This is a genomic window from Thermococcus radiotolerans, from assembly GCF_002214565.1.
GTDB classification, from domain to species: domain Archaea; phylum Methanobacteriota_B; class Thermococci; order Thermococcales; family Thermococcaceae; genus Thermococcus; species Thermococcus radiotolerans.
The window spans coordinates 1821468-1845136 of sequence record NZ_CP015106.1; the positions used below are offsets into that span (position 1 = coordinate 1821468).

Sequence of the window (23669 nt, forward strand, 5' to 3'; positions counted from 1 at the left end):
AAAGAAATCACTCCTTCTTTCCAAACTTTTCCTTGTAGAGCTCGATGGCGCGGAGGATCTCCTTCTTGGCCTCCTCGGCGTTGCCCCAGCCCTCTATCTTGGTGACCTTGCCCTGGAGCTCCTTGTAGCGCTGGAAGAAGTGGGCAACCTCGTCGAGGAAGGCCTTCGGGACGTCGTCTATGTCCTTCCAGTCGTCGAAGTACGGGTCTTCAACGGGGACGGCGAGGACCTTCCAGTCCTTATCTCCGGAGTCCTCCATCTTCATGATGCCTATCGGTCTCGCCTCGATGAGCGTGAGCGGGTAAACCGGCTCGCGCATGATGACCATAATGTCAAAGGGGTCGCCGTCGTCGTACCAGGTCTGCGGGATTATTCCGTAGTCGACCGGGTAGAAGAACGGGCTGTAGAGTACTCTATCGAGCTTTATAAGGCCGGTCTTCTTGTCGAGCTCGTACTTGTTCCTGCTTCCCTTCGGAATCTCTATGAGAGCGTAAACGACCTCTGGAACCTCCGGTCCGGGCTCAAGCTCGTGGAACGGGTTCATCTCTAACCACCTCTTACCTCTTGTAGAACTTCTAGGTTAGCCTTTCGGATAGGGCTTTTAAAGTTGTTGGTTACGAAAACCAGAAAAGCAGTAGGGGGAAGGGGAGGGCCCTCAGTTGGCCTCATCCCCTTCCTGGGGCAATGGCTTCCGGTACTCGTAGGATATTCCGTCGTCTATTATGGCGAAGACCTCGTCCTCACCGTCTATATAGTGAAGTATCGGCTTGTCCACAAGCTCGAAGGTCGTCTCCAAATCCTTGGGGGTCTTCAGGACGACCCTCTTCTGCACGGGCCCTGGTGCGCCCTTGACTATGTACGGCCTTATCTTGGCCAGCTCATCCTTGGGCGGTCTTGCGGTGTACACGTATCCGAGGAGGGGTACCAGCATGAGGAGTGCCAGCAGTGTAGTTACCACTTTGGCTGTATCCAGGTCGCTCTCCACTCCCAGAACGTTTGCGCTGACTTCTTCCCTGGTCGTCTTTGTTAGCGTTCTCTTTGCGGTCTTGGTTGTGTCCGTGAAGTAGTAAAGGCCCGCACCGCCGTCCCTTACTAGCTCCACCTCTTGATCAAAGTTCTCGTTTATCGTCTTTCCACCGACTTCCCCGGTTCCTTCAACGGTGGTTGTGATGATAACGCGCCGGTTCAATCTCCGGATTCCGAGTTCTTCCGCCACGTTTGCGTTCATTTCGTCAAGTTTGCCCATATCAAGCGTGTATTCAACCGTGAATCCACCATTCTGGAGCTTACCCTTCTCGTCAAAGAGGGTTTCCTCCCACATTATGACCTCATCACTACCCTTGTTGACGTAGTAGATGACCTTTCCCGTGACTTCGTATGTGCCGCTGCTCAGCGGGGGGTCTGAGCGGTACGTGTACATCAGCAGGAACCTGTCGACTAGGGATATTGGGTACTCGTCCCTGAACACCATGTAGCCGTAGAGTTCGTTGGGCTTGAGGTAGGCGGCATGCTTTAGCTGGCCTTCCTCCCTGAACGTTCCAAGTCTCTGTGTGTTCACCACGTACGGGCTTGCGCTCATGAGCTTCACGGAATAAAATCCAAACACTAGGAAGAGAATCAGGAATACTCCCAGGACTTCCTTCCTCCTAATAAATCTCGAAACATCTTCTTTCTTCATCCTTCACATGCCTCCATGCCAGTGTCTGATTCTAACCCGGGGCCATCAATGTCGTTGACTTCGTTTACCCCGACTATGTTTTCTCCAGTTCCGTGGCAGCCGCATTTGTAAACGTAGACGTATTTCGGACAGCTTTTGCATCCGCATCCTACCACGCATGGGCGACTAACCAACATGACCTTCTTCCTGTTGCAGTGTATGCTTATCCCGTCCGTGTGTTCGTATAGGTTGAGCTTTGCGGTTTCCCTTGGGGTAAGGTGAAGAGTCCAGGTTACTAGGGTCCTTCCGTCCGGCATATTGGTGGTTGAGACGGTACCTTTACTCGGGACGTAGTTTTCAAGTGTGAAGTACTTGCCTACGTACTGAACTATCGTTACGTCCTTTTCGTTGCCGGTGTTTTTGACAAAGATTCGTGTGTGATAGTCAGCGGGTTTGTTGACTTTCAAACATCCGGGTCCGCTGATCCAGCGGTTGGCAACGCGGAGCTTGCAGTCGTTGCCGCCGTCACACTTCACTGTGACGTTGATTCCGTTGCTCCTGATGTCGTAGCCTTTTATCTCGGCACCCTCATTCAGTGGGTATTCTCCGCACGAGGTAAACTCCTGCTGTCCTCCATTGTTTATCCTGGTGAATATAGTTACGTTTATGTGGGCACTTCCTCCCGCCGGGATCGTTACGTTCCATTCCATCTTCGTGGCCGGCTGGGCGTGTCCGCCTCCACAATGTCCTCCGCACTGGTGTCCCTCATTCGCTGCCCAGAACCTGTACGTGCCGGCACTTGCGCTGGTTCTGCCTAGGCTCACGTTGAATTCCGCAGGTATCGTGTCGGTTATGGTCAGGGTGAGGTCTTCTCCGGTGGGATTTGTCACAAGTATCTGGAAGACCCATTCCTGATACGTCTTTAGTGGTATATCGCTGGTGTTGCCGTGAAGGAGTATCTTTTCGATGGTCGGCCCGCCCCTTACGATTAGTTTTATGGAGCAGGTCTCTATGACGGCATCTCCCCCGTTCCAGCGGGCGTACATGGTGACTGGAATCACATACTCCCCAGGCACAACGTCACTCACGCTCACGTGTCCGGCGAATGTGTACTCGTCTTCCGATGCTATCATTCTCTCGGTTCCGTCTTCCGTTTCTATGAACATGTCAACGTTGCCCGGAAGACCTGAGTAGTCCGGATCCAGCCGTATCCAAACGTTCTTCATTTCGTTCAGGTAGTTCCTGACAGTTAATGCATCAAAGTCGGTCTCGCTGTGGGGACCCACCTCCACAACTGCGGCGTAGCCGTCTTCACAGTCAAAGCCTAAGTATTCATTTTCGTGGGGTACAACCTGAACCTTAACCTCTCTCGATGCCTCGAAGCTTACAAAAGTTCCACTGGAGCCTACGAGAATCAGCGATGCCAGTGCAAGTGTTATGATGATTGAGAATAGAGCTTTCATATCCTAAACACCTCCGATATCCCTCTAAGGAAGGAAGTCCTCCTTCTCCTGATTCTAAGAACATCCTCGTTTCCGACGCCTGAGACCATGTAAAGCACTGCCAAGAATGCAGATATCTCGAGTAGAATTGCTAGGAGAGGAACCATTGGATGAATCTGATAGAGGCGACCAACAATTGAGGACGGAAGTATGGGGATGTACGCGTTGACCTGGACTTTGGGGGCGTACATGGCAGTTGTCTGTGGGGCTTTGATGGTTACTACGATGGTTTCTTCCTCCCCACCTCCCAGCTTGAACTCTTCCTTTGATACATCAGTTATCGTTGGTCCTGGGGAGATATAATACAGCATGGGGTATATGTTGTTGTTTTTGATCGTGAGTTCGTTCTGGAACTCCTCACCGGGGAGATACCATCCCTCTCTCAGGCCTCCGGCAGAGGTCACGGAGTACGTTATTGGGATTGCTTCCCAGGATACAAATGTTGAAACTGCAACCATTAGGAGGAGAAAGACCGATGCCAATGCGTAGAGGGTCTTAAACTTTATTGTGAGCTTTTTTTTCCTTCTCTTTGCGCTCTTCGACGCCTCATCCCCCGTAAAAGCTAGAATTCCGACGATGATCAAAAGTCCAGCAAAGAGTATCTTTCCTCTGTCAGAGATACCGGTTTCGAGATAGTTCCCCAGCCGGGGTATCTTTATAGGAGTCCCACTAACAGTCACCACGGTTCCAGCTATCTTATCCCTGGATATAGGTTGGATGTTATGGCTTTGCTGGTCTGTTGCAATGTTATTGTCGCCTTTGGTTATGTAGCCCTCTTCCGTCACAGCGTAAACCCTGTGAACCGTCCATACGCTCCCAGTCTGGAACACTATTATGTCTCCAACGTCTGGATTTCTTGCCAGTGGATTTATGAAGAATATGTCTCCCTTGTTTATTGTAGGGGTCATGCTTTCAGAATACGCATAGGACATGAAAACGGGTCTGTCTAACAGTACCCCTGCTAATGATCCAATAACTAGGATACCAATGATTGCAAGAAGGGGATATTCAATTAACGCCCTCATCCGCAGCTTCCTCCCCAGGCTTCTATTGTTATGCTCTCGCTGTAATCTCCTAAGGGCAGGCCGTGGGTATCGACCCACACTCCGATGTTTACATTCTCATCGGCTTGAAGGGTCACCTCAATGACTTCGCTCCAACTGCCCTCAAAATCGTCCACGAAGAATCCTATTTTAGGTGTCTTTGAGCTTATCCTCACGCATATCTCATCGTATCCAGTCTCGCTTTGGTTGTTTTCGATTGTAAACACTCCCTCAAAAACGTAGGTGGTGTTTACACTAAGTCCATCACCTTCTCCGGGATAAAAAGGGTTGTTTGAGGATATGTCGACGACAAGAACTTCATTCTCCAGATACGCATACGGGGGAAGGGGATTCTCTACTGAGGGGTTTCCCTCCTCTGGAGTGGCATACACAACCGTGAGTGGGTCTGGGGGATATATTCCCCAGACTCCGATGAGCAGGATTATCATAATGCCAATGCCCGTAACAATCTTTGTCTTCGTTCCCATCATCTCTCCCCCTAATAATAAAGTAAGACAAAAGGAGCAAATGCTCCACAAACTAAACTATCACTGAGGTCCTCACTTACACTCTCCAGCTACTGCGTAGAAGTGTAACTGACCTGTGATGGACTCTCCGGCGTTCATATTAGTGCTGTCAAGGATCATGCCTATCCTTGCAACGTCTCCGGGCATTATGGTAACCTTGAGATGGTCGCTGCCAACGGTCTGGCCGGGCACGTAGTCGCCCTCAAAGAAGAGGATTCCACCGTCACCGGAGTAGGATATTTCCATACAGATTGGGGTCTGCTCCCAGAGGTCGTTGCTCACGCCGAATACTTCCTCAAAGACGTAGGTGCTGTTCGGGCTGACGCCCTCTCCGGGGTCAAATCCTTCCTTCACGAGTCTCTTGAATTCCGTATTGTTCTTACTGAGCTCTACAACGAGCATACCTTTCCCTGTTATGTACGCGTAGGGCTGGAGCGGTGTCAGGTCAATGAGCTCATTGTCGTCGGGGACGATCTGAATGTGAACGTTCCTCTCCGCTTCAAAGTACGCGAAGTGGGCGCTGCTGGCAGCAACGGCGACTAGTAGTCCAATCATCAGTGCAAGGAGTCCGAGTATTTTTCTCATCTCAGCCACCTCCGCACGATACGTCATCCGGAACGTTGTCTGCTGGCCACGCCATAATGGTTATGGTCACGTCCTTGCTGCCGAGTCCATTGCCTGCTAGTTCCATGCCAACACCCAGGGCCTCCCCGGGTTCAAGAAGGAAGCAGACGTCTCCAAGGGCAGTGTCAGAGCTTGTGGGGGTGGTGTCATAGTCGCTGGTGTCATGCATCTTCCCCTTCTCAGCGTCATAGAATGAGACGGTACCATCATCTGAGGAGATAATCCTGACAACAATGGGCGTCTGCTCCCAGAGGTGGTTGCTCACGTTGAACACGTGGTCAAAGTTGTACCTGCTCTGCGGGCTCAGGCCGGCTCCTTTCGGCGCCACGGGCTGGTCGTCTTCCCAAATCCACCACTTCTCCCAATCCTTGTTGTACTCCGGGTTTCCGGGCCAGTGGGGGTTGTTCTTTGAGAAGTCAATAACCAGTTGCCCTCCATCATTTATGTATGCGTAGGGCTGGACCGGCGTTAGATCGATGAGCTCATCGTCGTCTGGAACGACGGCGATGTGGACGCTTCTCTGGGACCGGTAGTCCCTGAAGGTAGCGCTCGTGCCTAGTGCAAAGGCCGCCGCGATCATCAGCCCCAGCATACCGAGGGCCAAAATTTTCTTCATGGTACATTCCTCCATGTTTTCCAAACCGACACCCTAGGCGAAGGCCATCATAGGGATGTCTCATTGACTATAGTGACGTCAACCTATATAGTAAATTCCGGCTTACTGGGTGGTAATCCCTCGTTACCAGAGGTAAAAGGGCCCAGTTTGATTAGAAGAGACGGATTGTAGCAGTATTCTGCTAAAACAGCCTCTTAATCTTCTTGTGGTGGATTATACTTATAATCAGATACACCATGGCAGCCAGCAACAACGGCATGCTGCCCAAGTACCAGCCCGCGATGATGAATATTACCGACGTTCCCATGTAGAAGGTACTCCAGCTTATGTCGTGCTTGTTGACTACCTCCATGTAAACTGTCACATCGTCGGGAACCTTCAGGAGCGTGACGACGCCGTGGTTGAAGGTTATGACGCCCTCCCTCTCTAACTTGGGAATGTGCGTCTGAACCAGGCTGACGTAGACGCTTTTCCTGTGCTTCCGATCTGTGTCTCCTTCCCTCTCGGCTATGTACTCAACGAGCTCCCTGAGCTCGGCGTGTCCCTCTTTCTCCTTTAGGTACTCTATCATTAACATTCTTCTGTCGTTTCCGAGTATCGTGGTTGTCGCGCCCATTCTATCACCGCAACCTGTAATGCTTTCTCTTATTTCCATTGGTGTAGAATGCTTCCACCTTCTTCTGCTCCACTAGTTTCCTGAGGGTTCTCTCAACCTTCTGCCTCGTGCAGAAAATGCCTCTCTCATTGAGGAACCGCGTCAGAAAAGCGACACTGAGTGATCCGTGGACCCTGAGGAGGTTCATAATCTCAACCTCCAGGTTAACTACATTGCTCACATCCTCACCCCCTCCATGTTAAGCAATAAGTATGTAACATCACTTTGAAACTTAGCGACATAGTATTTAAAAGTTCCTGAAAAGTCCGATTTTGGAATTCGGGGCTGTTTTATACCCATTCTTGGCTCAATCTCCTGTTTTCAAAACGAGCCTGGGAAATGCCCCCGTTATCTTCCTGTTCTCTGGCCGAGCCTTCCAACATCATTGTGGATTTTACTACATATTGGAAAAAATCCAACAGTATCTTGGACAAATTCCCATGGAAGTTGGAACATTGAACCTTCCCCAATGGTAACGTGGGAATACTGAGAACCAAGGGAATACTTCTTAAAGTATAATGTGTGGTTCGAAAGTCGAACTAAGAATGAGGAAGATTGTGGGGTTCGAAGGTCTGGAGCCCGATTGAATGGTAGCCCCGCGGGGATTCGAACCCCGGTCGCGGGATCCAGAGTCCCGCATGCTTGGCCGCTACACCACGGGGCTGTGCCCGTTGATAGGTTCAGGGCGGGATTTATAAATTTTATCCTTGAAACTTTGCCATGCAAAGTTTCATCAAAGTTCGTGATTCCTTACTTAGAATCCGCTAGGCAACGGGGGGTTTAAGTTGAAATCTGCAATTTTGGCCGGATTCATTCCAAAAAAGACAACCATCGATAGGTTCGGCTTTTTTAGCGCTCCGGAGGAGCGCAGGTTGAAGTTGAACCCGCCAAAAAACGCCCTTTCGACATGAATCCAACGTACAATCCAACCACTAAAACAAGAAAATCTACTAAAGATCTGACCACTCAATAAGAATCACGACCTTTTGATCAAACTCTGCGGGACTGTTATCCTTGCGTTGAGCAGAACTCGACGTCGTGTAGGCGAAGTTCTTGGGGGTGTGGGGGCGTTAGCCCCCCGGAGTTTTAGAGAAGAATGGGGTTGTGGGGCGAAGCCCCACTCCGGGGGTTTGAGAGTACAGAGAGATAAGGGGGCGGAGCCCCCTTGTCTTTCGTTGTGGTGGGGCCGCCGAGATTCGAACTCGGGTCCCCGGCTCCCGAAGCCGGAAGGATAGGCCAAGCTACCCCACGGCCCCATGCCCGCCCTTAAGGGCGGGGGCAGGACTTATAAAGTTTACGGAACAGTTTGATGAAGGTGGAGGGAAGCCCCTTGAGAATCAGCGTGATAGTTCCCACCTACAACGAGAGGGAGAACCTTGAGGAGCTCTTCGATAGAATCAGCAGAGCGCTTGAGGGTTACGATTACGAAATCATCATAGTTGACGACGATTCTCCCGATAGAACCTGGGAGTTTGCTCAGCAACTGGGTGAAAGATATCCCGTCAAGGTGATACGCCGTACCAAGGAGAAAGGCCTCTCCTCGGCCGTGATAAGGGGATTCAGAGAGGCCTCTGGCGATGTCTTCGTTGTCATGGACGCCGACCTTCAGCATCCACCGGAGGTTATTCCCGAGCTTCTGAAGGCCATTGAAGACGGTGCCGAGGTGGCCATCGCGAGTAGATACGTTCCGGGTGGCGGCGTGAGGAACTGGTACTGGTACCGGAAGCTAATCTCCCGAGGCGCGATAATGATAGGCCGCCTCGCGCTGCCCAAGATAAGGAACGTCAAGGACCCGGTGAGCGGTTTCTTTGCCCTCAGGAGGGAGGTAGTTGAAGGTGTAAATCTGAATCCGGTCGGCTTCAAAATCCTCATGGAGATTCTGATCAAGGGCAAATACGGGAAGGTGGCCGAGGTTCCCTTCACCTTCGGTCTCAGGAAAGCCGGGGAGAGCAAGCTGGGGACGAAGACGATGCTTAACTACCTCCGACACGTTTACAGACTCATGCGCTGGGAGGGGGAGCTGGACAGGCTGATCAAATTCACCCTCGTCGGTCTCTCCGGCGTTTTCGTAAACGAAGGCTTTCTCTGGCTCTTCGTCTCCGGTTTTGGCTGGGACAAGATACTCGCCAACGTCCCGGCGACCGAGCTGGCGATACTCAACAACTTCACCTGGAACGACCTCTGGACGTTCAAGGACCTCAAGAGAAAGCCCCTCTGGAGAAGGCTCCTCACGTTCCACATAGCGGCTTTAACCGGGGCCGTTGTTCAGTGGCTCATCTACGCCGGCCTCGTCTACCTGGGGCTGTACTACCTCGTCGCCAACCTGATCGGGATAGTCGTTTCATTCGTCGTGCGCTTCCTCGTCAACAGGCACGTGACGTGGGGCTAGCGCCCCGGCGGCAACTCCTATCACCGTCATGAAGTAAACGAAGGAGATAACTAGGGCAAACTCCTCTCCGATTCCAGTGGGGAGCCTTTTCGAGATCGCCGTCGCGATAAGGATGAAAAAGGCCAGCGTTCCAGGAAAGCCGAAAGCTACCGTGAGGGCAAAGAGTGAAAGCCCGTCTGCGTCTTCCCATCTCCTGAAGAGCCATGTGGCCAGGGCCACGGCGACGATAGGGAGCACGAGAAAGAGCAGGTCAAAGAAATCGTGGCACCGCAGGCTCCACTCGATGTCCGCAATCCCGAGGCAGATGCGCTTCCTGAAGAACCACGAGGGGTTGAAGTAGTCTTCCAGCAGGAGGAGACCACCAGTGAGCCATGTTACGAGAAACCCGAAGATTCCCTCAGAGGTCCTGGTTCTCATGATTGGTAGTAACCTGGGCCGAGATATAAACCTTTTGGGATTATTATCCGTTTGTTTGCCTCACAATGTTATGGCCTCGGATTTCCTTCGGTTCTAGGCCATTTGGAGGGCGGAGTTTGGCTTCTCTATGTGTCATCCGGTTACGTCACGCTTCACACCGCTTCTCACATTGTGGGTTCATCTGGACATCATTGGACACTTCAACCTTAAATACCCTGGGAACGTTTATGTAATACGGAGGGAGTGATCATGTACGTGGGAGAACTCCTCAAGAGTCTTGACAGGGTTTCAACCGGCGTTCCGGGACTCGACGATCTCATCGGTGGAGGCTTTATCCCCGGCAGGGTGTACCTGATCATCGGGCCCCCTGGCAGCGGAAAAACGACCTTCGGGATTCAGTTTCTGGTTGAGGGCGCCAAAAACGATGAGAAGGGGCTGTTCATATCCCTTCTGGAGCATCCCAAGATTATAACCCAGGACATGCTCAGGTACAACTTCGGGCTCCTGACCCACCTCAAGTCGAAGAGGATACTCTTCTACGACATGGGTGAGAGCATCTTTGGAGCCGGGAGGAGGTTCACCTGGAGCGAGATATTTGAGAACATCCTCCGCATCATCGAGGCGGAGGGCGTCAAGAGGGTGGTCATAGACTCGTTCACGTCGCTGGAGTACTCGGTTCTCGACCCCGAGCACAAGAGGATGGCGCTGGGTAGGTTCATAAGGAAGCTCCACGAGCGCGGGGTTACGTGCCTCATAGTGGCCGAGATGATGAGCTCCGAGAACTACACGGAGGACTACTACCTCACCGACGGCGTTATAGTCCTCCACCACTTCATGAAGAACTATCAGATGATAAGGGCCCTCCAGGTTCTGAAGATGCACGGCGTTGCCCACGACAGCAACCTCAAGAAGCTCCGCTTCACCGAAGAGGGCATCAGGGTCTACCCGGAGGCGCCGTTCTGAGGTGGAAGCATGGAGGAAGCGAAGAAGCTCGTACAGGAGGCCTACGAGTTCGGCTACTTCGTGGGCTACAAGGGGCACAGCGAGTGGGCGGAGTGGGTCCGCGAGCGCAGGGAGAGGCTCTACGCGAGGGCACAGGAGCTCGGCGTCTACGAGCTCGTCAAGAACGCCTACAATCGTGGGAAGCTGGACGGAGCGAAAAAGAGGGAGGAGGAGATAAGGAAGGGGCTCGGAAAGGAAACCGCCGGTGAGGAGCGGCCGAGGCCCAAGGTGGCTCCGGAGGAAGCCGAAGAGACGGCCGGGGCTCCGGAGATGGAGTTCGTCCGCTTCCTTGAGACCACGCGGCTCCTTCTTCCACCCGAGCTCCTCGACACGCTGAGGCACCTGAAGCCGCCGAGGATGCTTCACATGGGGCGCTGATTTCCATTTTTCTATGCGAGCACCTTAAATATTCCCTGGAGAACTATGCTTGGGGATAGTCATGAGGCGCTTTTTAAAGGAAGCCGAGGTTTTTGACCCTTCAAACGTTCTGCACTACATAGCCGAGATAAGCCAATTCCACAGGATACAGGGTTCAAAGGAGCTCCCGGAGGCCGTTCGATTCATCCGGGAGGAGCTAAGGATATGGGGAATCAACGCGGAGCTTTACGAGGAGTTCTACGACGGAAAAAGCTGGTTCCTGACTCTGAAGTCTCCCATAGCATGGGACTTGGTGCATGGGAGGGTCGAGGTTCTGGAGAAAACACTGACGACATCCCAGAGTCCCCTCGTCGTCATGGCCCACTCACCGAGCGGAAAGGCCGAGGGTGAGGTCGTGCACATAGCCCGCGAGGAGGACTGGGAGAACGCCGAGGGGAAGATAGTTCTGGTCGGAAGAGATTGGCGCGACGCCTACAGGAAGGCCAATGAGGCCGGTGCCCTGGGATTCATCGCCTACCGCGAGGGAACCGGGGATGCGATTCCCTACATCGGCCTTTTCCTCGCCAAGGATGACCTAGAATGGGCGAAGATTCCCGCCGTTGCCGTTCCCGAAAGCCTGGCAAAGGGCATCGTGGGAAAGCTGAACTCCGGCGAGAAGGTCGAGGCGAAGATTGAGGTTGAGACCCAGATAAACGAGCGTCAGGTTCTGCCAATCCTCTACGCGGAGGTGGGAAGGGAACCCTTCGTTCTCTTCACCGCTCACATCTGTCATCCGAAGCCAGGTGCCAACGACAACGCCTCCGGAAGCGCCATGCTGATGGAGCTCGCGAGGGTTCTGGGGAGGCTCTACGACGACTCCTTCCGATTCGGCTTCGCCTTTCTGTGGATTCCTGAGTACTACGGAACCCAGGCCTTCGTGGAGAACTACGCGGGGCTGGACAGGTACTATGCCGTCATAAACCTCGACATGGTGGCCGGAAGCGAGGACCGAGCCGGTTCAACGATAATGCTTGTAAGGACTCCGTTGTCGAGGTTTTCGGTGGTTTCTGGCCTTCTGGAGTACTTCCTTGGGCTCTCCAACGCCGCCGGAAAGAGCTTCTCGGGAAGTCCAATGCCGCGTTTAAAGCTCAAGAGCTACCCCTACGAGATGGGCAGCGACCACGACGTCTTCAACTTCTTTGGAATCCCGTCGGTGATGTCGATAACCTGGCCGGACCGCTTTTATCACTCCAGCGAGGACACGGTTGAGAAGGTGAGCAAAACCAGCATAGAAATCATTGGCAGGGCCGTTCTGGCCACCGCCCTGGCACTCGCCAAGGCTGAAACCGAGGAACTCCAGCGCTTTGCGCGCGGCTATGCCATGAAGTATCTCGGCGAGCTCTCCCTCGAGAGGGACACCGAACACGCGGAGAAGCTAGTCATGATGGGCCTGGCCAGGGACTCGCACTTCCTGGGCATCGAGAGCGGTCACCCCTTCGAGAGGAAGCCCTGGATGCGGTGGGTTAGAAAAGGGCAGGTATCGGGCGCGCTCATAAAGAGCATCGACGAAAAGGCCTACGAGGAGTTCAAAGAGCTGACGAAGGACAGGAAAACGCTGGTGCACCTCCACGAGCTTCTCATGCTCGGCGAGCTCCTTCCAAAGGAGGATGCAATGCGCGCGCTGAAGGAGGAGTTCGGGGAAGTTGAAGAAGAGAAGCTGGAGAAGCTCCTAGCCCTGTTGGAGAAGACTGGGGTTATAGAGGTACTCTAGTTCCTCTGTTTAGAGGGGTTCTTGAGCTCCTTTTCGATTTCGTTTATCCTCTTTATCAGGTTCTCCTTCAAGTGCTCCAGCACCTCGCTCGGTGAGACGGCTGTGTATACGTAGCCCAGCCATCCCTGCTCGATGAGCCTTCTCCTGAGTATGCCCTTGCGGTACAGGCTCAGGACGTGCTCCCTAACCGAGCGCTCGCTTATGCCGAGCTCCCTCTGTATCTCGGTTATCCTCATGGGCTCGCTCTTCTCGAGGAGGAGGCGGTATATCCGCAGCTCCGTCTTCTTAACTCCAAGCGAACGCAGCAGTGCCTCAAGTCTCTCGTAGACGTCACTCATCTCCGGGTCACCTGATATACTTTTATCCCACCTATGAAGTATTCCCTTCATACCTTAATAAACTTTCCCCACCGGCGGGACAAAACGGCAACCTCTTGTTCCTATAGCGGAACACGCCCCAAGTAAATGCCCTCCGGGAGGAACGCCTCCCCCTCCCTTGAATCCTTCAGAAAGGGCACCATCTTTATCCCCTGCCTTACATCGAAGCCCTCGATGAAGGGGTTGATGGTTGGGAGGATTAAAAACCTGCCCACGCGGAAGAAGACCTTCGTTTTCCTGGATGTCCCGCCGCTCTTGAACGTATACGCTGGGTGTATGTGTCCCAGGTAGGCCTCCGAAAACTCCACCCTTGGAAGGTTTGTGTGCCCGTGGAGGAACAGAACCTCTCCGATGAGTGCATGCTCGACGACCTCAACGTTGGGAAACTTTTCGGCCACTTCCTCTATCCTGCCGTCGTGGTTTCCCTTGGTTATCACCGTAGGTATTCCCCGGAGATCGGAGAAGAAACCCATAAGGAGGCGCTTCATCGTGAAGCTCAGTCCTATCGGCTCCTTGAGATCGCCGAGCAGAATCAGCAGGTCGGGGTCTTTTTCGGCTATGAACTCCGCGAGGCTCTCCTCGAAGTGAGTGCGTATCCTCAGCCCTCGGGATAGTTCAAAGCCTATGTGGGGGTCGGCTATCAGGAGAGTTTTCCCTCTGGGAGTTTCAATCTCCATTGAGAGCCGCTCAAAGGATTCAAAAGAGTACATGGAACCACCGGGCAAAACGGTGGAGAAAAGGAGGAGCATCAGATGAGTCCGCGCTCCTTCCTGCGCTGCCTCTTCAAGCGCCTAATCCTCTTCTTGATCCACTTCCACCTCATCCTTCCCTTCTTCTTCCACTTCCTTGGGCGCCTCTTCATGATCATCACCCCTGACTTTCTCTCCAGCCATAGCTCCAGCGGTTCCTTTTTAAGCTTTTCCATGGGAAAGGGTCGATTACCTTCAAACCGTCGAAAAGCTGCCGTGCTGCTCCAACTGCCCCAAAAAGCCGTGTGAGAGCAGGTTCTGAGTTCCCCAACTTTTCACGTCTCTTGGTCCTTTTTGCTGTCATTCCGTAAACACATCTAGCTTTTACGATGAATGCGTTGTTATTCCTATCGCAATAGCTGATTTAAAACAACAATGGATTTATCTGCCAATGTCATTGGGTCTGAGGTTTGGAAAGGCCTTCCGCTAACCTTATCTATCTCGCGGGCGATGTTAGGACGGTGGTAGCATGAAGGTGGCTTACGTTCAGATGGAACCGGCCCTTCTCGAGCCGGAGGTTAACTATTCCAAGGCCGAGGAGCTGATCCGTGAGGCGGTCGATAGGGGTGCCCAGCTCGTCGTTCTGCCGGAGCTCTTTGATACCGGCTACAACTTCGAGAGCCGGGATGAGGTTGATGAGGTTGCGGGTCAGATTCCCGATGGACCAACGACTCAGTTTCTGATGGAGCTTTCGAGGGAGCTGGGAGTTTTCATAGTCGCCGGAACCGCCGAAAAGGACGAGAAGGGGAGGCTCTACAACTCGGCTGTGATGACCGGGCCGATAGGGAGCGGCTACATCGGAAAGTACCGCAAGGTCCATCTCTTCTACCGCGAGAAGCTCTTCTTCGAGCCGGGAAACCTTGGATTCCATGTCTTCAACATCGGCATCGCGAAGGTCGGCGTCATGGTGTGCTTCGACTGGTTCTTCCCGGAGAGTGCTAGAACGCTTGCCTTAAAGGGTGCCGACATCATAGCCCACCCGAGCAACCTCGTCATGCCCTACGCGCCCAGGGCTATGCCGATCAGGGCTTTAGAGAACCGGGTTTACACGATAACCGCGAACAGGATTGGGGAGGAACGCGGACTTAGGTTCATAGGCAAGAGCACCATAGCCTCACCGAAGGCCGAGGTGCTGGCCATGGGGAGCGAGGATAGGGAGGAGGTGGCCGTCGTCGAGGTTGACCTATCCCTCGCGCGGGACAAGAGGCTCAACGACATCAACGATGTATTCGCCGACAGGCGACCCGAGTTCTACACGCCCTGACTTTTCCTCTCTTTGGAATTTTCCCATGTTCCCTCCTGGAGTTATGAAGTGTTGGCAATTCGGTTGTGATATTATCAAAACCTGGTTGGATGAATGCAATAACATCCAACCTTTGCGTTCCTTCCTTGCAGGATCTTCATGAAAAATCGCCGCTCTATCCCCTGTTTCCTTTTTGGGGCGATGATTCGAAAGGGTTTTAAGAACCAAGGCCAAATATGGTATTTGATGACGAGAGGGAGAAGATACTTCCTTTTGCTGGTGCCCGTTGCGGTGGCGGTGGTGGTTACCCTAGTCGTCAATGCGGAGATGTTTCCCGATGATTACTCATACCAGAGGATCCTTTTTGGGCCGAACGACGTTCAGGCCGAGATTCTGCCCGTGAATTCCCACATAGCCGGCTACATACTCGCCGAGAGGCCCTTCTCCGCCTACGTGGTCTCGTCGAAATCCGGCTACTTTGAAGGCAACAGCGATAACGTCCTCATGAGATGGGAGAACGTCACGAACGTCACCCTCGACATCAACGTTTCCGGCGAGGGTTACTACCTAGTGATTAAAAACGGCAACGCGAGCCAGGAAATAGAGATGAGGTTCAAAGCGGAGCGCTGAAGTCCTCCAGCACAAGCCCTGCCACGTCTTTTCTTGGTTTCCTGAAGTAAAGCACGCCCCAGGTGTTCTCAACGCCTCGGCTCTCCCCCGGTATGAGCCGGGCCTCCCTGAAGAACATCCTTCCTATCGCGAGCTGCGTTGAGATGTCCCAGTAATGGAAGTCCACGCCGCTTATCCTCCTGAATTCCGGCAGAAGGTAGTAGCCCCTCTTGAAAGTTCCCCTGACGAAGTCGTAGCCCTCGTGCATGGACGCTATTGTGTGGCCGTCCCTCCTTCCCTCAACCAGGAACCTCCTGTAGCCGATGCGGTACATTATCCAGTAAACCCTGTCCATGTCCTCTATCAGGAAAACGCCATCATCGCTGAGCGACAGGGCAACCCCCGCGAAGAGCCTGACGGCATCGAAGGGGTCGAAGTGCGGCATTGTGAACCCCCAGAGCACCGCAACGTCGTGCTCGTCCACCAGCTTTCCGACTTCCCTGGCATCCCCCTGAACCATCCTCAGCTCAGGGTTTATCCCAGCCATTCTGAGCCATTCCCTCGCCAGCTCGAGGTCATCCTTTCTTGCATCGAGGACCGTCAAGCGTCTGGCTCCGGTTACCTTGGCGAGGGCAACGCCCGCTATGCCGGTTCCGGCGCATATATCCAGAACCCTGCCCTTTGAAGGCAGTTCACCGGAGATTTTCTTGAAGAACTCCTCTATCCTCTCGAACCTCTCCCTCGCCCTCTCGTCCCCCGGGTTCATTCGCCAGTTTATGTAGCGGTAGAGCTCCTCAAGGGACATCCCATCACCACGGTGAGGAATGTGTGAAATTATTTAAACCCATCGAAAGGCTTAAATATTTTGTCAACTTACATAGGTTGACACTTAGGTGATGGGTATGCGGATCAAGGGTGCGGTGCCGATGAACTTCTCTGGCTTTCAACTCTTCCTGGCTGCCGTGGGCAGTGCCCTCATTCTGTTTGTTCCTATTCTCCTAGGCTACGTTTGGATTTCCCTCCTGGGCTGGTTTTTCTTGGCCGCGTCGTGGGGAACGTCGGTCGAGGTTGAAGGGGAGAGGCTGAAGTTCCGGTACTTCTTTGGAAAGCTCTGCTCCGAGGTCCGAGTTGCCGAGATCAGGGAGTTGAAGACCGTCAATCGCCTGGAGAACGCCGTCATGGCGAGAGAATTTCCGGGGATGTTCATCCTCATCGTTTCCGTCATAATTTTCGCGTTTGTTGAAATCCTCACCCCCCCTCTGGTGGCGGAGTACGGCCTTAACAGCTGGTTCGTCCTTGAGGCCACCGGGCTGGTGTATCTGGGCTTCATGGTTTTGCCCTTCAAGAGAGAAACCCAAGCTTTCTCCCTCGTTCTTTTACCCCCAGTCCTTGGTTTCCTCGTGAACCGCGTGAAACCAGGCTCCATTGACGAGTTCTCAATTTTCATGGCAACCTTCATGGCTTTCTTGCTGCTCGTTGGATATTACAGAACGGATTATATTGTCCTGAAAACCTCCCGGAGGAGCTATCTGATAGCCATCGAGAGCCGGGGAGGGGCTTTTAGGGTTCTGAGGGAAATGGTCCAACTTCAGGATGGGAGGGGATTTCAGAATGCGGCTGATTAAGGCGGCCCCTTTTCCGGTTAGGGGTCTCCCGCTATTTCTATTCTCGGTGGGACTTATTGGAATATCCGTCGCGTGGTACGTTTCCAGGCTCACAGGGTTTTTTGTGGAGCCCATCTTCATAGGCCTCTGGATTTTCTCCAACGGTATGGGCGCCAAGGTTGGAGACGGAAAGCTCATTCTCCTCTACGGCTTTTGGCTCATAAGGCAGGAGATAGAGCTTAGCTCCATCGAGGAGATATCCCTCCTATCGAGGCTTGACCGGGGAAGCATAACGAGGCATTTCAAAGCCTACTCCCTCACCTGGCTCGCGGTGGTTTTGTGGGCCCTCACTGACCTCGTGATTTTGAATGCAGGGAATAACGGACTCAGGCTCTACATGGACGTCTTTGTAATCTCTACCTTCACAGTTTTCTTCCTTGCACAAACCCTCCCAAAAAGCGAAAAGACCTTCCTCCGCTTGGCGGCGTTCGTATGCGCCGCGTTTCTAGTGGTTTTCCCTCTCTTCAAGTGGGGCCCAAAAACCCTCATCCCGGGGGCGTTCTTCGTCCTACTGATAGTTTTTATAGTAAAGACCTTCCAAAGGGGCGATCTCATCCTCATAGTCGCGGACGGAAAGTCTTATCTGCTCTCCTCGGATAGAGGGGAAGAGGTTCTAAAACTCATTAGGGAGGCCATGGAAAATGCTTAGACTTCCAGAGGGCATGGAGAGGGTCTGGCTGATGAAGGCGAAGGGAATGCGCGAGGTTGAGATAGCCGAGGCCCTCGGGATCTCCCGCCAGGCGGTAAACAAGGCTCTAAAAGATGCCAGGGTGAAGCTCTTTGAGGCCTTTTTCGGCCTCGCGGAGGTTTTCTCGTGGGAGATTGTGAGGGTTAACGCCGAGAAGGGATTCATGGTCGCGAGGGGGAGGTGCCTCGATAAAAACGTCCGCGTTTACGCCTTCTACTTCCCGGGGAAGGGGATAAAGGCCTTCTTCGGCGAGGAACTTCCCGATTACGTGCTCGAGCACGCCGTTGAGATGGGGATAACAAAAAAGCTGGACAGAGGATACCTAGTTAAGGCTTTAGAGAGCTGATGCCCTTCTCCGCCTTTTCCATCTTTTCAAAGGTCTCCAGTATTGCATCCACATCTGCTTTGAGTTCCTCTAGAACCGTCCGTCCGAGCTTCGTGAGGGAGTAGTACTTTCTCGGTCTCCCGCCGACCTCCGCCCAGGTGTCCTGAACTAGGCCGCTCTTTTTCAGGCTCTTGAGGATGTCGTAGAGTGCCCCTTCGCTCGGCACGATTCTGCCGTCGCTCAGCTCCTCAAGCCTTTTCCGTATCGCGTAGCCGTGTAGCTCCTCTTCCCTCTCCAGGAGCAGGAGGACTAGGTAGGAGTAGAGTCCTGAGCGAAGGTCCTTCCTCAGCTTTTTGAGGGCTTTCTCCTTTCTATCTATCAGCACGTCGCTCACCACAGGGCTTCCTCTTCCTCCGGAAGCTCGAGCTTCGCCTTCGGAATCGTGTAGTACAGCAGACCCAGTGCGACGAGGGCGCTTATAACCTCTACCGCGTACATGACCGGTGCGCTTTTCGTGAGCTGGTAGTACGCCGCCATCGAGTCGATGACCGTGTGGATTCCTATCATCGCCATAAGGCCGGTCTTCCCGTAGCCCTCTCTGTATGCGTATGCCAGGTATATTCCGGTCCCCACGTGGAAGAGGACGACGAAGTAGCGCTCCACCATCGAGATGAGTGCCGTGCTTAGCGGGACGTCGAGCGGCTTTCCGGTCGCCAGCGCTCCCGCGAGGGCCGCCCCGGCGATGATGAAGACCTCCGTTATTCCGAAGCCCAGGCCGAGGAAGAGCCCCGTGTTCAGGCTCTTTCCCTTCACCAGGAGGTACTTCGCTCCCTCCTGTATTATCCCAGCGATAAGACCGAGCCATATCGAAACACCTATGGTGAACGCGGTTCCTCTCGCTATAACGTCGGCGTTGGACTTTATTCCCATCCCGAGGAGGGGAAGCTGCTGGACGGGGTTCTGGATAATCATGGCTATGAAGAACGCGGCCAAACCGAGGGCGAACTCTCCCCACCTCTGCTTCTCGAAGCCAAGAAAGTAAATCGTTGCCCACGCCAGCAGCCCGCCTATTATGGGGAACGGGAGGAGATACATGCTCACTCCTCCTCAATCTTCTCAACGACCACCGCCGTACCGTAGGCGTATATCTCGGCCATACCGGAGGCGACCGCGGAGGTCATGAAGCGGACCCCTATGACGGCATTTGCTCCCATGTCTTCAGCGTGGAGCTTCATCCTCCTCAATGCCTCCTCCCTCGCCTCCGCGAGCATTTGGGTGTACTCCTGAACCTCTCCGCCCTTGAGGTTCTTGAAGAACGCCATTATGTCCCTTCCGACGTGAGTGGCCCTGACTATGCCGCCCCTCGCGAGGCCTTTGACTTCGACCACGCGATAGCCGGGGATTTCCTCGGTGGTCGTTATGATAAAATCACTCATGCCTGTCACCTCGATGCATCGAACTTCGAGGTATTATTGACGTTGAAAGTATTTAAGGCTTTCTGTCCGGCAAAAAGAGTGGGGAAAGGTCAGGCGGAGTGCTGGTAGACCACGTGGGTGTCATCGTCGTCGTATATCTCCTGGGGAGCCACTCCCCAGAGGTACCTCCACGAGAAGTGCGGATGGGCGTCGATATCGGGCCCGCCGCCGGCGATGTAAGCGGCCCAGACGAGTTCCGAGCAGTAGTATCGGTCTCCATGTACCTGCTTTGTCCAGACGGCAAAATCGTAGGGTTTCCCGAGCTGGGCGATGGCGAAGGCAACGGCGTTGGCCTTTACCTCTGCGGATGTCGAGACCCTCAAGAGCGCGACCTCATCGTACCTGGCCATGTACTCCCTTAGGGTTATTATTCTAACTCCGCTGAACCACGCCTCCACAACGTACCACTCACCGTTCTCCTCGTAGACCACCATGGCGCTGTGCGTCCAGTGGCCGGGAATGAGCCAATCGCTGCTCGGGCTGTGTCCCACAACCACGTCCCCGACCATCACGTCCGTTGGGTACGGATGCTCGTAACTTCCCCCTCCACCGCTGAGGGCGAGGGCCGGGGACTGAAACGCCAGAAAAACAAGAGGCAGGAGCACAAATAGGGCGTATCTCCTCATACATATCCCTCCTGGGCTTTGTTAGAACTTTGACATTAACCAATAAATAGCTTTGTATTCCTCAAGGATATTTTGCCCGATTACGAGGATTGCATGAACGATTGTTCAACAGAATTGCATAAAAAGAAGGGGAAAGCTCAGACAGAGTGGTAGTAGACCACGTAGGTATCCCCGTCGTCGTAAATCTCCTGCGGGGCGACGCCGTTCAGGTAGGTCCACGTCCAGCCGGGGTGCGCGTCTATATCTGGACCGCCAGCTGCTATGTAGGCTGCCCAGACGAGCTCGGAGCAGTAGTAACTGTCGCCGTACACCTGTTTCGTCCACCAGCCCCAGTCGTAGGGCTTGCCTAGCTGATAGTAGGCGAAGTAAACCGCGTTCTGCCTCACGTAGTCGCTGGTGGCGACGCGAAGAACGGCAACTGTGTCGTACCTGCTGAGGAAGTCCGAGAGCAGGACCATTCTTATACCCGACTCCCATGCCTCTATAACCACCCAATCGCCGTAATAGGTGTCATAGTAGGCTATGATTCCAGTGTGCGTCCAGTATCCTGGTATGAAGAAGTCGCTCTTTTCGCCATGGCCTATGACGATGTCCCCGGGTATCACGTTGGTCGGGTACGGGTGCCAGTAGTCTCCCCCGCCCTTGCTGAATGCCGAGACGGGGCTGGCCATTGCCAGGAGGATCAAAAATCCCAGAACTGCACCGATCTTCCTTCTCATGCTACCACCTCCGAGCGGCAGAGGTAATATGTGCATCGATGGTTGATAAGGTTTACTGAAAGCCACTGATGTCTATTGATGTTCCATCTGCCCCATGAAGAAGAGAACCGTGGCGACGCTCAGGGCCAGGGAGAGGGGGGCAGATAGCAGCAATCCTACCACTAGACCCGGTAGCCCGGTGTTCGTCACGATGAAGGTCAACGGGACTGAAATCAGCGCTCCCAGGGCGAGGTACTTGAGGGCGTAGTCTAGGTATTCCCCGCCCATCTTCGCCAGGTTGATGCTCTCCCCCAGGGCATCGCCGAATCCAAGTCCGTGGATCGAGATCAGAAACGGTGTCCCGTAGATCGCGTAGAGGAACACGAGGAGCGCCGGAAAGGCCAGGAGGAACATGAAAGGCATGGCCATGAGAGGAATGATCAGGACAACCATAACGGCGTACAGCATCAGATTGAACTGAAGGAACTCGAAAAAGTCCCTTTTCGCATTATCGAGAAAGCTTCCCTCCACTATCCGCACCGCGTCCCTTATGCTTCCAAGGTAACCTGCCTCGAGGTAGCTCCCGAGGAGGATGAAGAGGGCCATGACCATGAGACCCTGGGCGGAAAACGTCAGGCCGGAAGCATTCGCCGGCAGGGAGACGAAGCTCCAGAGGGTCGGCGCGGGCTCGGGGAGCGGAAACCGGATTCCAAAATGGGTGCCTTCGAAGTTCAGGACTCCGATGACCTTCCCGTAGTCCATCAGGGTCATTATGATAGGAACAGGCAGGAGCCATTTGGTCTCCTCGAACCTGCCCAATGCCTCGCCAAGGATCTCAGTGAACTCTACCACGTTGTTCACCGTTTCATGTTGCGATTTTTTGCTTTTAACTCTTTCCGATGGTATTGACGCCGATGGACATTTAAACGCTTCCCAGCTACACAGTGTGGTGGTTCCATGCACGAGGTTTCGACCCGCGAGATATTGAAAACCCTGCGAGAGCTCGGCGCGGAGAGGGTGCTCATTCAGACGCCGGAGGGTCTGAAGAGGGAGGCCCAGTCTCTGGCGGATTTCCTTGAGGAGAACGGAATCGAGGCGATAATAAGCGGGGATATAAACTACGGCGCCTGCGACCCCGCCGATAGGGAGGCGATGCTCCTCGGCTGCGATGCTCTGATACACCTTGGTCACTCCTACATGCGCCTTCACCTCGAGGTCCCAACGATATTCGTTCCCGCCTTTGCGAACGTTGATGTGGTTCCATCCCTCGAGAAGAACCTGGGCGAGATTGGGAAGCTGGGAAGGAGGATAGCCCTCGTCACGACCGCCCAGCACATCCACCAGCTCGACCGGGCGAGGGAGTTTTTGGAAAAGCAGGGCTTCGAGGTCCTTGTGGGCAATGGGGACTCGCGCGTCAGCTGGCCGGGTCAGGTTCTCGGCTGCAACTTTGCCGCGGCGAAGGTTAACGCGGAAGGGGTTCTCTTCATCGGCGCCGGCTACTTCCACCCCATCGGCGTTGCCCTGGCAACTGGGAAGCCCACCCTCGCAGTCAACCCGTACTCAGGCGATGCGATCTGGATGGATAAAGAAGCGGAGCGCCTGATCAGGAGGCGCTGGGCACAGATAGCGAAGGCCATGGATGCGGAGCGCTTCGGTGTGATAACGAGCACCAAAAAAGGACAGCTTCGCCTGGCCGAGGCGAAGCGCGTGGTAAAGCTTCTCCGCGAACACGGGAAGTACGCGAGACTCATAGCGATGAACCACATCAACTACCCCGCCCTCGAGGGCTTCGACTTCGATGCGTACGTTGTGGTAGCCTGCCCGCGCGTTCCGATAGACGACTACGAGAACTGGAGGAAGCCGGTGCTGACGCCGCCGGAGGTCGAGATACTCCTGGGCCTTCGCGAGGAGTACGCCTTCGACGAGATACTCGGCGGGAGGCGCGAGACCGACGAGTCGGTGGGCATAGCGCTTCACGGGGTGAGAGATTGAAGAAAAAACACCTTGCCATGACTCTCTCCCGGCTGGAGGGCTTCAGGAATCCAAAACCTGAGCTTGAACAGTACCGAACCCCTGGGAATGTCGCGGCCGAACTGCTCTGGCTGGCGCACTCCCAGGGCGATATCGCCGGTAGAGTTGTTGCCGACCTGGGTGCGGGAACGGGGGTTTTGACCGTCGGTGCCTGCCTCCTCGGCGCTGGGAGGGTCTACGCGGTTGAGGTTGACGGCGATGCCGTCGAGGTTCTCCGCGGTAACGTGGAGCGCCTTGGGCTGGCGGACTGTGTTGAGGTCCTCCACACCCACGTCTCGGATTTTTCGGCGAGTGTTAACACCGTGGTGATGAACCCACCCTTCGGCAGCCAGAATCCCCACGCCGACAGGCCCTTTTTGACCAAGGCCTTTGAAGTGGGCGACGTTGTGTACTCCATCCACCTGGCCAAGCCCGAGGTAAGGCGCTTCATCGAAGCCTTTGTAAGGAACTTTGGTTTTTCGATAACGCATAGAGTAACCATTCCCTTTGAGATTCCGGCCCAGTTCTTCTTCCATCGGAAGAGGCTGGAGAGAATCTCCGTTGATGTGTACAGGTTCCAACGCATGTGAAGCGAAAACAATATATTGGATGAAGTTCAATATCTCGTGGGTATAATGAGGGGTG

At 54.0% G+C, this 23669-nt stretch carries 30 protein-coding genes and 2 tRNA genes; 11 read left to right on the forward strand and 21 right to left on the reverse strand.

Features of this window, described 5'->3' with window-relative positions; translation table 11 throughout:
- Nucleotides 1–7: 7 nt before the first annotated feature.
- The 11 genes from A3L10_RS09965 to A3L10_RS10015 all read right to left on the reverse strand — a co-directional run bounded on the left by A3L10_RS09965 (nt 8) and on the right by A3L10_RS10015 (nt 7880).
- Nucleotides 8–544, reverse strand: coding sequence for an inorganic diphosphatase (locus A3L10_RS09965; RefSeq protein ID WP_088867465.1), 537 nt, complete (start codon nt 542–544; stop codon nt 8–10).
- A gap of 111 nt (nt 545–655) precedes the next feature.
- Nucleotides 656–1678, reverse strand: coding sequence for a DUF5305 family protein (locus tag A3L10_RS09970; RefSeq protein WP_088867466.1), 1023 nt, complete (start codon nt 1676–1678; stop codon nt 656–658).
- A complete protein-coding gene (locus A3L10_RS09975) occupies nt 1675–3120 on the reverse strand; it encodes a hypothetical protein (RefSeq protein WP_198362074.1) in 1446 nt (481 codons plus the stop codon). Before A3L10_RS09975 ends, A3L10_RS09970 begins: the two co-directional genes overlap by 4 nt.
- The gene (locus tag A3L10_RS09980) at nt 3117–4184 is read right to left on the reverse strand and encodes a signal peptidase I (RefSeq protein WP_088867467.1); all 1068 of its coding nucleotides are present in this window, start codon (nt 4182–4184) and stop codon (nt 3117–3119) included. The genes A3L10_RS09975 and A3L10_RS09980 overlap by 4 nt, the downstream gene beginning before the upstream one ends.
- A complete protein-coding gene (locus tag A3L10_RS09985) occupies nt 4181–4690 on the reverse strand; it encodes a DUF1102 domain-containing protein (protein WP_088867468.1) in 510 nt (169 codons plus the stop codon). Before A3L10_RS09985 ends, A3L10_RS09980 begins: the two co-directional genes overlap by 4 nt.
- Nucleotides 4691–4762: 72 nt before the next feature.
- A complete protein-coding gene (locus tag A3L10_RS09990; protein ID WP_088867469.1) occupies nt 4763–5314 on the reverse strand; it encodes a DUF1102 domain-containing protein in 552 nt (183 codons plus the stop codon).
- 1 nt (nt 5315) lies between these two features.
- A complete protein-coding gene (locus A3L10_RS09995) occupies nt 5316–5984 on the reverse strand; it encodes a DUF1102 domain-containing protein (RefSeq protein ID WP_232461032.1) in 669 nt (222 codons plus the stop codon).
- 166 nt (nt 5985–6150) lie between these two features.
- Nucleotides 6151–6585, reverse strand: coding sequence for a DUF7344 domain-containing protein (locus A3L10_RS10000; RefSeq protein WP_088867471.1), 435 nt, complete (start codon nt 6583–6585; stop codon nt 6151–6153).
- 4 nt (nt 6586–6589) lie between these two features.
- On the reverse strand, nt 6590–6805 hold the full coding sequence (locus A3L10_RS10005) for a hypothetical protein (RefSeq protein WP_088179716.1): 216 nt from the start codon (nt 6803–6805) through the stop codon (nt 6590–6592).
- 407 nt (nt 6806–7212) lie between these two features.
- Nucleotides 7213–7288: transfer RNA gene (locus A3L10_RS10010), tRNA-Gln, on the reverse strand.
- A 514-nt stretch (nt 7289–7802) separates the two neighbouring features.
- Nucleotides 7803–7880 (reverse strand) — tRNA-Pro (locus A3L10_RS10015).
- Nucleotides 7881–7954: 74 nt separating this feature from the next.
- Here A3L10_RS10015 and A3L10_RS10020 point away from each other — a divergent pair.
- Complete coding sequence (locus A3L10_RS10020; protein ID WP_088867580.1) at nt 7955–9013, forward strand: glycosyltransferase; 1059 nt, start codon at nt 7955–7957, stop codon at nt 9011–9013.
- Here the strand turns inward: A3L10_RS10020 and A3L10_RS10025 are convergent.
- A complete protein-coding gene (locus A3L10_RS10025; protein ID WP_088867472.1) occupies nt 8966–9430 on the reverse strand; it encodes a hypothetical protein in 465 nt (154 codons plus the stop codon). The two genes, A3L10_RS10020 and A3L10_RS10025, sit on opposite strands and share 48 nt — an antisense overlap.
- A gap of 249 nt (nt 9431–9679) precedes the next feature.
- Here A3L10_RS10025 and A3L10_RS10030 point away from each other — a divergent pair, with 249 nt between their 5' ends.
- From A3L10_RS10030 to A3L10_RS10040, 3 genes are all read left to right on the forward strand, one after another.
- A complete protein-coding gene (locus A3L10_RS10030) occupies nt 9680–10393 on the forward strand; it encodes an RAD55 family ATPase (RefSeq protein WP_088867473.1) in 714 nt (237 codons plus the stop codon).
- A gap of 9 nt (nt 10394–10402) precedes the next feature.
- Nucleotides 10403–10810, forward strand: a complete 408-nt coding sequence (locus tag A3L10_RS10035) for a hypothetical protein (RefSeq protein WP_088867474.1) — start codon at nt 10403–10405, stop codon at nt 10808–10810.
- A 61-nt stretch (nt 10811–10871) separates the two neighbouring features.
- The gene (locus A3L10_RS10040) at nt 10872–12560 is read left to right on the forward strand and encodes a DUF4910 domain-containing protein (RefSeq protein WP_088867475.1); all 1689 of its coding nucleotides are present in this window, start codon (nt 10872–10874) and stop codon (nt 12558–12560) included.
- Here A3L10_RS10040 and A3L10_RS10045 read toward each other — a convergent pair.
- Complete coding sequence (locus tag A3L10_RS10045) at nt 12557–12898, reverse strand: transcriptional regulator (RefSeq protein WP_088867476.1); 342 nt, start codon at nt 12896–12898, stop codon at nt 12557–12559. The two genes, A3L10_RS10040 and A3L10_RS10045, sit on opposite strands and share 4 nt — an antisense overlap.
- 101 nt (nt 12899–12999) lie before the next feature.
- Entirely contained in the window at nt 13000–13647 is a 648-nt protein-coding gene (locus A3L10_RS10050) for a metallophosphoesterase (protein WP_088867477.1), read from the reverse strand.
- Nucleotides 13648–14155: 508 nt separating this feature from the next.
- Between A3L10_RS10050 and A3L10_RS10055 the strand changes: the two genes are divergently transcribed.
- Together A3L10_RS10055 and A3L10_RS10060 are read left to right on the forward strand one after the other, a co-directional pair.
- On the forward strand, nt 14156–14950 hold the full coding sequence (locus tag A3L10_RS10055) for a nitrilase (RefSeq protein ID WP_088867478.1): 795 nt from the start codon (nt 14156–14158) through the stop codon (nt 14948–14950).
- A gap of 225 nt (nt 14951–15175) precedes the next feature.
- Nucleotides 15176–15559, forward strand: coding sequence for a multidrug transporter (locus A3L10_RS10060; protein WP_088867479.1), 384 nt, complete (start codon nt 15176–15178; stop codon nt 15557–15559).
- On the opposite strand, the gene A3L10_RS10065 is transcribed toward A3L10_RS10060, so the two are convergent.
- The gene (locus A3L10_RS10065) at nt 15543–16343 is read right to left on the reverse strand and encodes a class I SAM-dependent methyltransferase (RefSeq protein ID WP_088867480.1); all 801 of its coding nucleotides are present in this window, start codon (nt 16341–16343) and stop codon (nt 15543–15545) included. The two genes, A3L10_RS10060 and A3L10_RS10065, sit on opposite strands and share 17 nt — an antisense overlap.
- A gap of 91 nt (nt 16344–16434) precedes the next feature.
- On the opposite strand from A3L10_RS10065, the gene A3L10_RS10070 reads away from it, so the two are divergent.
- The 3 genes from A3L10_RS10070 to A3L10_RS10080 are packed head-to-tail and all read left to right on the forward strand — an operon-like array spanning nt 16435 to nt 18236.
- A complete protein-coding gene (locus A3L10_RS10070) occupies nt 16435–17163 on the forward strand; it encodes a hypothetical protein (RefSeq protein WP_157726935.1) in 729 nt (242 codons plus the stop codon).
- Entirely contained in the window at nt 17150–17851 is a 702-nt protein-coding gene (locus A3L10_RS10075; protein WP_088867482.1) for a hypothetical protein, read from the forward strand. The genes A3L10_RS10070 and A3L10_RS10075 overlap by 14 nt, the downstream gene beginning before the upstream one ends.
- Nucleotides 17844–18236 carry a sigma factor-like helix-turn-helix DNA-binding protein gene (locus tag A3L10_RS10080; RefSeq protein ID WP_088867483.1) on the forward strand — a complete coding sequence of 131 codons (393 nt, stop codon included), beginning with the start codon at nt 17844–17846 and terminating at the stop codon, nt 18234–18236. Before A3L10_RS10075 ends, A3L10_RS10080 begins: the two co-directional genes overlap by 8 nt.
- Here the strand turns inward: A3L10_RS10080 and A3L10_RS10085 are convergent.
- The 6 genes from A3L10_RS10085 to A3L10_RS10110 form a co-directional block, all read right to left on the reverse strand.
- On the reverse strand, nt 18217–18600 hold the full coding sequence (locus tag A3L10_RS10085) for a PadR family transcriptional regulator (RefSeq protein WP_088867484.1): 384 nt from the start codon (nt 18598–18600) through the stop codon (nt 18217–18219). The genes A3L10_RS10080 and A3L10_RS10085 overlap by 20 nt on opposite strands.
- Before the next feature lie 5 nt (nt 18601–18605).
- Nucleotides 18606–19310 (reverse strand): YhfC family glutamic-type intramembrane protease, encoded by a 705-nt coding sequence (locus tag A3L10_RS10090; protein ID WP_088867485.1) that lies wholly within the window; start codon nt 19308–19310, stop codon nt 18606–18608.
- Nucleotides 19311–19312: 2 nt separating this feature from the next.
- Entirely contained in the window at nt 19313–19651 is a 339-nt protein-coding gene (locus tag A3L10_RS10095; protein ID WP_088867486.1) for a heavy metal-binding domain-containing protein, read from the reverse strand.
- An 89-nt stretch (nt 19652–19740) separates the two neighbouring features.
- Complete coding sequence (locus A3L10_RS10100; RefSeq protein WP_088867487.1) at nt 19741–20316, reverse strand: YiiX/YebB-like N1pC/P60 family cysteine hydrolase; 576 nt, start codon at nt 20314–20316, stop codon at nt 19741–19743.
- A gap of 137 nt (nt 20317–20453) precedes the next feature.
- Nucleotides 20454–21035, reverse strand: coding sequence for a YiiX/YebB-like N1pC/P60 family cysteine hydrolase (locus A3L10_RS10105; protein WP_088867488.1), 582 nt, complete (start codon nt 21033–21035; stop codon nt 20454–20456).
- 72 nt (nt 21036–21107) lie between these two features.
- Nucleotides 21108–21875, reverse strand: a complete 768-nt coding sequence (locus A3L10_RS10110; RefSeq protein WP_157726937.1) for a hypothetical protein — start codon at nt 21873–21875, stop codon at nt 21108–21110.
- Between the two features lie 96 nt (nt 21876–21971).
- Between A3L10_RS10110 and dph2 the strand changes: the two genes are divergently transcribed.
- On the forward strand, nt 21972–23006 hold the full coding sequence (gene dph2, locus A3L10_RS10115) for a diphthamide biosynthesis enzyme Dph2 (protein WP_088867490.1): 1035 nt from the start codon (nt 21972–21974) through the stop codon (nt 23004–23006).
- Nucleotides 23003–23614 carry an METTL5 family protein gene (locus tag A3L10_RS10120; protein WP_088867491.1) on the forward strand — a complete coding sequence of 204 codons (612 nt, stop codon included), beginning with the start codon at nt 23003–23005 and terminating at the stop codon, nt 23612–23614. Before dph2 ends, A3L10_RS10120 begins: the two co-directional genes overlap by 4 nt.
- Nucleotides 23615–23669 lie beyond the last annotated feature (55 nt).

What these genes read in the sequence shown, in the direction of transcription:
- A3L10_RS09965 (WP_088867465.1), bottom strand. Translation starts at nt 544, where the DNA reads ATGAACCCGTTCCACGAGCTTGAGCCCGGACCGGAGGTTCCAGAGGTC.
- A3L10_RS09970 (WP_088867466.1), bottom strand. Translation starts at nt 1,678, where the DNA reads ATGAAGAAAGAAGATGTTTCGAGATTTATTAGGAGGAAGGAAGTCCTG.
- A3L10_RS09975 (WP_198362074.1), bottom strand. Translation starts at nt 3,120, where the DNA reads ATGAAAGCTCTATTCTCAATCATCATAACACTTGCACTGGCATCGCTG.
- A3L10_RS09980 (WP_088867467.1), bottom strand. Translation starts at nt 4,184, where the DNA reads ATGAGGGCGTTAATTGAATATCCCCTTCTTGCAATCATTGGTATCCTA.
- A3L10_RS09985 (WP_088867468.1), bottom strand. Translation starts at nt 4,690, where the DNA reads ATGGGAACGAAGACAAAGATTGTTACGGGCATTGGCATTATGATAATC.
- A3L10_RS09990 (WP_088867469.1), bottom strand. Translation starts at nt 5,314, where the DNA reads ATGAGAAAAATACTCGGACTCCTTGCACTGATGATTGGACTACTAGTC.
- A3L10_RS09995 (WP_232461032.1), bottom strand. Translation starts at nt 5,984, where the DNA reads ATGGAGGAATGTACCATGAAGAAAATTTTGGCCCTCGGTATGCTGGGG.
- A3L10_RS10000 (WP_088867471.1), bottom strand. Translation starts at nt 6,585, where the DNA reads ATGGGCGCGACAACCACGATACTCGGAAACGACAGAAGAATGTTAATG.
- A3L10_RS10025 (WP_088867472.1), bottom strand. Translation starts at nt 9,430, where the DNA reads ATGAGAACCAGGACCTCTGAGGGAATCTTCGGGTTTCTCGTAACATGG.
- A3L10_RS10030 (WP_088867473.1), top strand. Translation starts at nt 9,680, where the DNA reads ATGTACGTGGGAGAACTCCTCAAGAGTCTTGACAGGGTTTCAACCGGC.
- A3L10_RS10035 (WP_088867474.1), top strand. Translation starts at nt 10,403, where the DNA reads ATGGAGGAAGCGAAGAAGCTCGTACAGGAGGCCTACGAGTTCGGCTAC.
- A3L10_RS10040 (WP_088867475.1), top strand. Translation starts at nt 10,872, where the DNA reads ATGAGGCGCTTTTTAAAGGAAGCCGAGGTTTTTGACCCTTCAAACGTT.
- A3L10_RS10045 (WP_088867476.1), bottom strand. Translation starts at nt 12,898, where the DNA reads ATGAGTGACGTCTACGAGAGACTTGAGGCACTGCTGCGTTCGCTTGGA.
- A3L10_RS10050 (WP_088867477.1), bottom strand. Translation starts at nt 13,647, where the DNA reads ATGTACTCTTTTGAATCCTTTGAGCGGCTCTCAATGGAGATTGAAACT.
- A3L10_RS10055 (WP_088867478.1), top strand. Translation starts at nt 14,156, where the DNA reads ATGAAGGTGGCTTACGTTCAGATGGAACCGGCCCTTCTCGAGCCGGAG.
- A3L10_RS10060 (WP_088867479.1), top strand. Translation starts at nt 15,176, where the DNA reads ATGACGAGAGGGAGAAGATACTTCCTTTTGCTGGTGCCCGTTGCGGTG.
- A3L10_RS10065 (WP_088867480.1), bottom strand. Translation starts at nt 16,343, where the DNA reads ATGTCCCTTGAGGAGCTCTACCGCTACATAAACTGGCGAATGAACCCG.
- A3L10_RS10070 (WP_157726935.1), top strand. Translation starts at nt 16,435, where the DNA reads ATGGGTATGCGGATCAAGGGTGCGGTGCCGATGAACTTCTCTGGCTTT.
- A3L10_RS10075 (WP_088867482.1), top strand. Translation starts at nt 17,150, where the DNA reads ATGCGGCTGATTAAGGCGGCCCCTTTTCCGGTTAGGGGTCTCCCGCTA.
- A3L10_RS10080 (WP_088867483.1), top strand. Translation starts at nt 17,844, where the DNA reads ATGCTTAGACTTCCAGAGGGCATGGAGAGGGTCTGGCTGATGAAGGCG.
- A3L10_RS10090 (WP_088867485.1), bottom strand. Translation starts at nt 19,310, where the DNA reads ATGTATCTCCTCCCGTTCCCCATAATAGGCGGGCTGCTGGCGTGGGCA.
- A3L10_RS10095 (WP_088867486.1), bottom strand. Translation starts at nt 19,651, where the DNA reads ATGAGTGATTTTATCATAACGACCACCGAGGAAATCCCCGGCTATCGC.
- A3L10_RS10100 (WP_088867487.1), bottom strand. Translation starts at nt 20,316, where the DNA reads ATGAGGAGATACGCCCTATTTGTGCTCCTGCCTCTTGTTTTTCTGGCG.
- A3L10_RS10105 (WP_088867488.1), bottom strand. Translation starts at nt 21,035, where the DNA reads ATGAGAAGGAAGATCGGTGCAGTTCTGGGATTTTTGATCCTCCTGGCA.
- dph2 (WP_088867490.1), top strand. Translation starts at nt 21,972, where the DNA reads ATGCACGAGGTTTCGACCCGCGAGATATTGAAAACCCTGCGAGAGCTC.